The 9,049-nt window shown below is 35.3% G+C and carries 10 protein-coding genes and 1 pseudogene; 9 read left to right on the forward strand and 2 right to left on the reverse strand.

What is annotated here, in order from left to right:
* Positions 1 to 702: 702 nt before the first annotated feature.
* The 7 genes and pseudogenes from ACH0B5_RS17320 to ACH0B5_RS17350 all read left to right on the forward strand — a co-directional run bounded on the left by ACH0B5_RS17320 (position 703) and on the right by ACH0B5_RS17350 (position 3,590).
* Positions 703 to 879, forward strand: a complete 177-nt coding sequence (locus ACH0B5_RS17320; protein WP_406928215.1) for a hypothetical protein — start codon at positions 703 to 705, stop codon at positions 877 to 879.
* Positions 880 to 1,135: 256 nt separating this feature from the next.
* Positions 1,136 to 1,354, forward strand: coding sequence for a hypothetical protein (locus ACH0B5_RS17325; protein ID WP_406928216.1), 219 nt, complete (start codon positions 1,136 to 1,138; stop codon positions 1,352 to 1,354).
* Positions 1,351 to 1,428: pseudogene (locus ACH0B5_RS17330) on the forward strand (LPXTG cell wall anchor domain-containing protein); the annotation flags it as partial. The gene ACH0B5_RS17325 and the pseudogene ACH0B5_RS17330, both read left to right, overlap by 4 nt.
* A 163-nt stretch (positions 1,429 to 1,591) precedes the next feature.
* A complete protein-coding gene (locus ACH0B5_RS17335; RefSeq protein ID WP_406928217.1) occupies positions 1,592 to 2,293 on the forward strand; it encodes a hypothetical protein in 702 nt (233 codons plus the stop codon).
* Entirely contained in the window at positions 2,254 to 2,442 is a 189-nt protein-coding gene (locus ACH0B5_RS17340; protein ID WP_406928218.1) for a hypothetical protein, read from the forward strand. The genes ACH0B5_RS17335 and ACH0B5_RS17340 overlap by 40 nt, the downstream gene beginning before the upstream one ends.
* A gap of 54 nt (positions 2,443 to 2,496) precedes the next feature.
* Positions 2,497 to 3,213, forward strand: a complete 717-nt coding sequence (locus tag ACH0B5_RS17345; protein ID WP_406928219.1) for a class A sortase — start codon at positions 2,497 to 2,499, stop codon at positions 3,211 to 3,213.
* 113 nt (positions 3,214 to 3,326) lie between these two features.
* Positions 3,327 to 3,590 (forward strand): alpha/beta-type small acid-soluble spore protein, encoded by a 264-nt coding sequence (locus ACH0B5_RS17350; RefSeq protein ID WP_341362861.1) that lies wholly within the window; start codon positions 3,327 to 3,329, stop codon positions 3,588 to 3,590.
* A gap of 50 nt (positions 3,591 to 3,640) precedes the next feature.
* On the opposite strand, the gene ACH0B5_RS17355 is transcribed toward ACH0B5_RS17350, so the two are convergent.
* Positions 3,641 to 4,312, reverse strand: a complete 672-nt coding sequence (locus ACH0B5_RS17355; RefSeq protein ID WP_122972824.1) for a GNAT family N-acetyltransferase — start codon at positions 4,310 to 4,312, stop codon at positions 3,641 to 3,643.
* 24 nt (positions 4,313 to 4,336) lie between these two features.
* Positions 4,337 to 5,197, reverse strand: coding sequence for a carbon-nitrogen hydrolase family protein (locus ACH0B5_RS17360; RefSeq protein ID WP_341362860.1), 861 nt, complete (start codon positions 5,195 to 5,197; stop codon positions 4,337 to 4,339).
* Positions 5,198 to 5,351: 154 nt separating this feature from the next.
* On the opposite strand from ACH0B5_RS17360, the gene ACH0B5_RS17365 reads away from it, so the two are divergent.
* On the forward strand, positions 5,352 to 7,091 hold the full coding sequence (locus tag ACH0B5_RS17365; protein WP_406928220.1) for an ABC transporter ATP-binding protein: 1,740 nt from the start codon (positions 5,352 to 5,354) through the stop codon (positions 7,089 to 7,091).
* Positions 7,084 to 8,907, forward strand: a complete 1,824-nt coding sequence (locus ACH0B5_RS17370) for an ABC transporter ATP-binding protein (RefSeq protein WP_341362859.1) — start codon at positions 7,084 to 7,086, stop codon at positions 8,905 to 8,907. Before ACH0B5_RS17365 ends, ACH0B5_RS17370 begins: the two co-directional genes overlap by 8 nt.
* Positions 8,908 to 9,049: the final 142 nt, after the last annotated feature.

Raw genomic sequence — 9,049 nt, forward strand, 5'->3', positions numbered from 1 at the left:
GTTAGGATTATTTTCATATAAAAGTGGCTCACTTTTCAACTGCGATGGTGGCTCAGTTTTAGCTTATCAAATACATATTTTAATAGTTCTTTTTTTAAAATATTTAAAACAGGTGAAGAATTAGATATTCATTGAGAAATAGCGTAGTAGAAGTGGTTCTACCTGATACCCCTCCTTTCTTCTTTAATAAAATACCTTCCAAGTTTTACATTCTTCAAATAAACATAAAAAAGACTTCTTATATCGCTTTATTACTAGCAAATTACCCCCTATATTTATAGTTTTACGGAACTGAACAAATATTTATTTAACTTATTTACTGAAAATGTAAAATGTTAGTATCTATAATCCTATATAATTTTCAGAGGAGTCAATATATGAAGTGAAAAAGGAAAAGAGTAGTTCAATTCTCCTTACAGGAATAATTTTCATACTATAACATGTTTTTACATATTTACTAAATCGATAAATGTATGAATTTGTAAAAATAGGACGAAATTATCTTGTTTTTCTGTATACAGAAAAACTATTGTTGGAAATATCAAAATTAAAATATTTCTAACTATTTTAAGAAGAACCATTTTAATAGCACAATAGTCTTTTTTTATTTTTAAGAGTGGTGATATAAAAGTCTATGTATTTTTATATCCTCCAAGGATTTTATGAGTTTTAAGCTTTTATAATTTGAAGGGAGGTGATGGTTTGTTACGTAGAAGATTAATGATCATGCTTTCGCTATGTCTACTACTATTGATGACAGCTTGTAAGGCTGATGAATCTGAAAAATCAAGCCAAACAAAAGGGGAAAAGGATACGATTCAGGAAGAGAAGATAGAACAAAAAACGAATCCTGCAACTGTCGAAGTAGATAATTCGTAATGTGTGCGTTTTTGTGGAAATGATTTGTACAATTACCTAAGTTCAAGAATTTTGTAAGAATTATATATTAGTATTCGAAGCGGTAGTGGAATAAGTCAAATAGAAGGAGAATGGTCTATTAAATGTACAACCGTTAACCTTAAAAGCAGGGGAAACGGCAACAATCACCTTCCAGGTGAAGTGTTAGAAAGTGCATTAAATACGACGGTTAAAAATATCGCCACAGCGTTTGATCCAGATCAACCAGTAGGTCCAAATGAACCCTGGAAAAGATCCGAAAAACCCAATTACGACACCACCAACTGAAACGAAGGTAGTACCGAAAGAAGTAGTGGACGTGCCGGATAACGGGGGCGATGATGGATCAAAGGATAACGAGGAAGTCGTTGTAGAACATCCAGAAAAACGCCAGATACAACCGACGACCAAGACAAATTACCTCAAACAGGTGAAAAACAAACAAATTATCTTGTAACAATCATCGGTTTACTCATGATTGGAGCAGCATTGTTTAGTCTTGTGAAAAGAAAAAGATATTTAACAAAATAAGTTTTAAAGCTAATAAAATAGCACCTAAAGGGAAGTACTTTAGGTGCTATTTTTAGAATGAAGTAGTAATAAAAGAAAATCCATAAGTATGGAGCTTTCATTATCGAGATTTCAATACAAACTAAGACATTACTAAAATTTACTGAGAGCTGGTGAAGGCAAAATGAAAAAATTATTATTTGTAACAGATTTATATTATGAAGCGAAAGGATCACGTGTCTACTGTGAAGAAGACATCTACCTTACTTCTCAACTAAGAAAAGATTTTCAAATAGTGATTTGTCATCCAGAAGATATGGAAAACTTTGAAGCCGATTGTGACTTAATATTATATCGAAATGTTGGGCCGGTCGCTCGTTTTAAAGAAAAGTATCAAGCTTTTCGTAATCGAATTGTTTCGAATGAGTTAAAGACTTATAATTCATTCACTGGTAAAGGTGATATGAATGGAAAACAATATATCATTGACTTAACAAATGCTAGTTTCCCTGTTATTCCTACAATTGATACGTTGGATGATTTACATAAACTGCCGAATGTAGAAACTTTCATTATGAAACCGAAAGATGGGGCAGATTCTGTAGGATTTGAATTTGTTGCTAAAAATCAGCTAAACGCAAAAGTAGACTCAAATAAAAGTATGTTAATACAGCCTTTTGTAGACTTTGAATATGAAGTATCTTTCTATTTTATAGATAAAGTTTTCCAATATGCTCTTTATGCTCCAAACAAAGATAAGCGTTGGGAACTAAAAGCGTATATCCCAACAGAGGAAGATTTAGAATTTGCCCAACGTTTTGTTGATTGGATTGGGGGATTGAACGAGTGGATGCGTGTCGTACAAAAGAAGGAAATCTTCTACTAGTGGAACACGAGGATTTAAATCCGTACTTGTCTTTAGAACTATTATCACCTGAAATCCGGGATCACTTTGTTGAAACATTGAGAAAATCATTATTAAAAGTGTCTGAATCTGATCAAAATCAAACCGTATTATTCGCTAAATCATTTTAGTTTATTTAGTATATAGGATAAACAAAGGAATCTTTTTTACGTAAGGAGAAAAATATGAAGGAAAATAAAAAGAAACTCAAAATAATAAAAAATATAATTCTTTTGATGTTTCTATTTATTGGAATTTTATTAGTATTCCGAGGTCCGATTGAAAATTGGCTTGTTTCAATAGGAATCGACTCATTGGGAATCGATGATTTAAGTGCAAGTGATTTGAAAAAAAATAACAATAAAAATACCACTTTCGACTTTGGAGAGGCATCAGAATTAGATTTACAAACGGTGTTAGAAGCGAATTTCAATAGAGATGAAATAACGGTCATTGGCGCAATAAGTATTCCAAGTGTGAAAATGAATTTGCCAATAGGAAAAGGGACTTCCCGTTATACTTTAGCTTTAACTGCGGGGACGATGAAAGAGGATCAAGTAATGGGCGAAGACAACTATGCTTTAGCTGGACACCATATGACACGGAAAGATTTGCTTTTTAGTCCGCTATATGAAGTGGAAATGGGAGCAGCCGTTTATTTAACCGATTTGAAATACGTTTATGAATATCAAATAGACGAGCAAAGAACAATTGAAGCAACAGAGGTAGATGTCATTAACGATATAGAGGGAGAGACCATTTTAACCCTCATTACTTGTGATAAAGATGGTGAAGCTAGATTGTTAACTAGAGGCCATTTTGTTAAGAAAATACCGGCAGAAGAAGCATCAAAAACAATTGTAGATGCGTTTAATTTAAAATTAACAAATACATCTAAATAATACAGAAACGAAAACTCTCAACGTTGAATGATTGAGGGTTTTTTCTTTTTTCATAAACCTAACAACATGTTTAACCAATTTCGGGACAAGATAAAAATAAAGGAGGGAATGAAATGGCACGAAGGAATCGGAATAAAATATTAGTTCCTGAAGCTCGACAAGGACTTGACCAACTTAAAGCAAAGGTAGCTGGAACGAGTGATCCAGAACGAGCGAAGTTTGAAATTGCTGAAGAAGTGGGTGTACCTTTAAAAGAAGGGTATAACGGAAAGTTAGCCTCGGAAGAAGCAGGGAAAGTTGGCGGTAGATTAGGCGGTAATATGGTTAAAGAATTGGTGAAAATGGCTCAAGAAAATTTAAGTGAAAAGCAACAATAATGAAAAGAAGAGGCACTTTCCACATAAGGAAAAGAGCCTTTTCTGTTATTTCAATTCAATTGTTTAAAGGGGTTTTTCCACTCCATTAATACACCATAATGAAGGGATTCTTCATCTTCTAAATAGTTTTCCACGACCGCGATTGGGAGACGTCCGCACCGTAATAAAAAGGAAATAACCGGGTCATGGATTTCTCCATTTACAACGCGCTCTACATATTCATTGGCAGAGTATAGATCTGCATATTTATAGTAATTAGGCATACGACCACCACCTAAAAGACGTTCGAATCCTTTTTCCACTACTACTTGATACATCGCTTGCATCATTATTTTCCCTAATCCGAGAGAGCGAAATGAAGGACGAACACTGATATCTACTATATAAAGGGTATTTCCCTTTTGGTCATGATTTCTAATATACCCGTCGTCGGTCGCTTCTGCCCATGTGTGGGATGGATGTGAAGGGTCGAAGTTGATGCAGACACCGGTCATCGAGCTAACAACTTTTCCATTCATTTCAATACATAATGCCCCATCTGGAAATAATGAAACATGATTCGTTAATTGTTCCTTATTCCACCATAATGCCGATGGAAAAGGGGGTGGAAAACATTCAGCTTGAATATCAATTAATTCATCAAAATCTTCTTTTGTATAATTTCGAACAATTATTTTAACAGGTTTCCCATTATCGAAAAGCCATTGTTCATTTCGATACATTCAACATTCCCCCCTGGAACGATTTTATTTTTCCCAATCAGGATATAAGTCTACTCGTCGGTCACGCCAAGTTGTTACAGATCCCTTTTCCCGAACTTGATAAAGAAGGTCTAAATCTAAATCCGCGGTTACTAACATATCATGATTAATTTCTCCCTCTGCTAACAGTCCTTTTGGAGGGAAAGGAACATCATTTGGTGTAATAATAGCTGCTTGGCCGAAATTTGCCCTCATAAAATCAACAGTAGGCAATGCACCGACAGTACCTGTTAAGATGACATACACTTGGTTTTCAATAGCGCGGGCATGGCTTGTATAACGAACACGGTGGAATCCATGACGGTCATCTGTGCAGGATGGGCAGAAAATGACATCTGCTCCCTTTGCCTTTGCCATTCGCACAATTTCAGGAAACTCAATATCGTAACAAGTTAAAATTGCAATCGTACCCTTTTCCGTTTCAAATACTTCCAGACCTTCTCCAGGTGACATGTTCCATTCATCAACTTCAGTAGGCGTAATATGAAGTTTAGCTTGGGTTTTGATTTTCCCATCTGGATAAAACAGATGGGCTGTATTACGCAACTTACCATCGACATTGATCACATGTGTACCTGCGATAATATGGACATTATATTTTTTCGCTAGCTGAGAGAATAACGATTCGTATTGTTCGGTAAAGGAAGGCAGGTCATTAATCGTTAACGCTCTCCCATTTTCTCCTTTAATAGAAAGAAGTTGGGTTGTAAAAAATTCCGGGAATAAAATAAATTCTGTTTCAAATTCTAATGCTGCTTTAATATAGTGTTCGCTTTGGTGTGCGAAGTCTTCAAAGGACTCAATTGTATGTAGATGATATTGAACAGCAGATACTCGCAACTTCATATAATACCTCCGTTTTTTCTTTTATATCTATAGTAGCATATGACTAAAAAGACGTGAAAAAGTTAGACTGTTTTCTTCGGCTTTTTATTGCGCCCTCTTCAATTTAGAAGTAGTATGACAAATAGAATGTAATGGAAAGAAGGCGCATACGTAGATGCAGTCAGTGTTTAAGCTAACAAAATACATAAAGCCTTATTTATTATTTGCCATTATTGCGCCAATCATGATGGTAATTGAGGTATCGATGGATTTAATCCAACCAACGATTATGCAACATATTATTGATAATGGTATTGCAGATAATGATAAACCGTATGTCATTAAAATGTTTATATTCATGGTTTTATGCGCGGTCGTAGGTTTATTAGGTGGAGTCGGTTGCGGCATTTATGCGTCAAAGACGGCGATTAATTTTGCTACGGATATTCGACAAGATCTATATGAAACAATTACTTACTTTTCTAATAGTAATAAGGACCGTTTTACATTGGGGAAATTAATCACGAATATTACAAGCGATGTAGAAATGCTGCAAAGGGCTTTATTAATGCTATTGAAAGTTTTTGTTCGTGGACCGTTAACCTTTATCGGTGCAATTGTCATTGTTTTTATCACTGCACGAGAGCTTTTTCCAATATTATTATTCGTCGTGCCAATTTTAGCTCTAGCCATTTTCTTTTTCACTAAATTATCCGGAAAATTGTTTTTAAAAGTCCAAGAAGCAGTTGATGGGGTGAACACAAAGGTACAGGAAAACTTGGCGGGAATTCGTGTAATCAAAGCATATAATCGTAAAAAACATCAAATCGACCAATTTACGACTGTAAATGGGACATTGATGAAACGGAATATCCATGCCGACCAAATCATCGGAATTTTAATGCCTTTAACGGCTTTTGTCGTGAACATAGGAATTATTCTTGCTTTATGGTTAGGTGCCATTAAAGTGGAAAACGACACGATTGAAGTAGGGATGATTTTAGCATTCATTAACTATTTAATGATGATTATGGGTGGGCTTATGAGTTCATCCAATGTGTTAATGCAAATTGCCCGGGCAATTCCAAGTGCCAATCGTATAGTAGAAGTGTTAGAGGAAAAGCCTGAAATTCATAATATATCAAACCCAATCATTTCTTCTATTAAAGGGGAAGTGACGTTTGAAAATGTTAGTTTCGCCTATAACAAAAACAATGAACCAGTGTTAAAAAATATATCGTTCCGGGCAAAACCCGGTGACACAATCGGGATTATTGGGATGACTGGTAGTGGAAAATCTACAATTGTTCAGCTAATACCGAGATTATTTGATGCGGATCAAGGTGTTGTAAGGATTGATGGTAAACCAATTACCGAATATGATTTGTCAACGTTACGTAAAGCGATTGGATTTGCTCCCCAAAAGGCTACATTATTTTCAAAAACAATTGAAGAGAATGTGAAATATGGGCGAGATGAAGCAACTTTAGAAGAACTAATAGAAGCTTTAGAATCATCTTGTGCATTGGAATTTGTTGAAAAGTTCGATGATAAGGAGCAACATTTTATCACACAAGGAGCGACGAACTTATCGGGTGGACAAAAGCAGCGTTTAGCAATGGCAAGGGCATTTATTCGAAAGCCTGCAATTTTAATTCTTGATGATACGACTTCTGCTGTAGATAGTATTTCAGAAAAGAGAATTCAACAGGCCATTGCCAATCATTTTAAAGAGAGTACAAAGTTTATTGTCTCTTCAAAAATTTCCTCTATACGTCATGCCGATACAATTTTAGTATTGGATGATGGTTGTATCGTTGGGAAAGGGACGCATGAACAATTGATTGCAACAAATGAAGCTTATCAAGAAATTGTGTCGACTCAAGTTGTAAGAGGAGGGACGCTAAATGAATAAATCATCTGGAAGACAAGCCGGACCACCTCCAATTGGAAGACACCCAGGACCGAGATTTAATGGACCCGCTGAAAAACCAAAGGATCAAAAAGGAACGATTAAACGGATATGGTCCTATTTAAAATATCAACGAATCGGAATGATAAGCGCGGTTATTTTCGTTATTTTTTCTACTTTATTAGGGTTGTTAGGACCGCTTTTGATTGGGATCATTATTGATGAATATATTTTAAAAGAAGATTTAAGTGGCACGATTCGAATGATATTGTTACTTACCGGGATTTATATCGTTGGTGCCCTATTTACTTGGCTACAAACCTTTGTCATGATTCGAGTTTCCCAACAAACGATTCGACAACTTCGTCAACATTTGTTTGAGAAATTCCAGTCCCTTCCTTTATCCTTTTTTGACAAACGTCAGCAAGGAGATTTAATGAGTCGAATGACCAATGATATAGAGAATTTAAATGCGGCTCTATCCCAAAGTGTCATTCAAATTATTTCTACCATTTTAAATGTAGCCGGAACAGCTATTGCGATGTTTTATTTAAACTGGGTATTGGCCCTTGTAACGTTAATGGTTATTCCGTTTATTTTATGGTCGACGAAACAAATTATTAAGCGTAGTAGTAAAAACTACAAGGAACGACAAAGAGATTTAGGAAAATTAAATGGGTTTATCGAAGAGACGATTTCCAATTCCAATATTACAACGATTTTTGGAAAGGAAGAGCAAACGATTGCTCAATTTAAAGAAGCGAATGAAAAACTACGCAGTTCAGCGTTAAAAGCAGAGATCATATCTGGGTTGCTAGGACCGACGAACAACTTTATTAATAACCTAGGAATCGGTTTAGTAATCGGGGTTGGTGCGATTTTGGCATTAAGTAATAGTCTCGTTTCCATCGGTATCATTGCGTCATTTGTAACATATACAAGACAATTTTTCCGTCCTATAAATCAACTATCGAACTTGTTTAATACATTCCAATCTGCCATTGCCGGAGCAGAGCGGGTATTTGAAATTTTAGAACAACAAGATGAAGTGGCAGATAGTCCAAATGCGATTGCTAAAAGCAAATTTGTAGGGGATGTGGAGTTCCGTCAAGTTCAATTTTATTATCAAAAGGACAAACCTGTAATTCATCAAATTTCATTCCATGCAAAGGCAGGAGAAACGATCGCATTAGTTGGTCCTACAGGTTCAGGAAAAACAACAATTATCCAGTTGTTGAATCGTTTTTATGAAGTAAATAGCGGAGAAATTTTAATAGACGGTCAAAACATCCAACAATATAAAATGGAAAACTTACGTGACCATATCGGGGTCGTATTACAAGATACGTATTTATTTTCAGGTACCGTTCGAGAAAACATTCGCTATGGAAAGCTTAGCGCTACCGATGAAGAAGTAGAGCAAGCTGCCAAAATTGCTTACGCCCATAATTTTATAAAATATTTACCGATGGGTTATGAGACGATGCTAGTTTCCGGTGGTATGAACTTAAGTCAAGGACAGCGCCAATTAATTGCCATTGCTCGTGCCATTTTAGAAGATCCAGATATATTAATTTTGGATGAAGCAACTTCTAGTGTCGATACAATGACGGAAGTTCAAATTCAAAAGGGGTTAAACAATTTAATGCAAGGTCGTACAAGCTTTGTCATTGCCCACCGTTTAAAAACAATTGAAAATGCAGATCAAATTTTAGTCATTAAAGATGGTTCAATTATCGAACACGGGAATCATGATTCTTTAATGGAGAAAAAAGGATTTTATGCTACTTTGCAACATCAATTGCAAGTGCAAGCATAAAGAACTATCGGACTGTCCAACTTTTTTAGAAGTTGGTCAGTTTTTTATATTTCGGAAAAGGTTCATTTTTAGGCTCTAAAATATTTGTTGGGGTACAGATAAAATTCAGAAAAAATAAACACGCAATCTCCTAATTTTGTTA

The organism is Ureibacillus sp. 179-F W5.1 NHS (assembly GCF_045369345.1).
GTDB classification, from domain to species: Bacteria; Bacillota; Bacilli; order Bacillales_A; family Planococcaceae; genus Ureibacillus; species Ureibacillus halotolerans.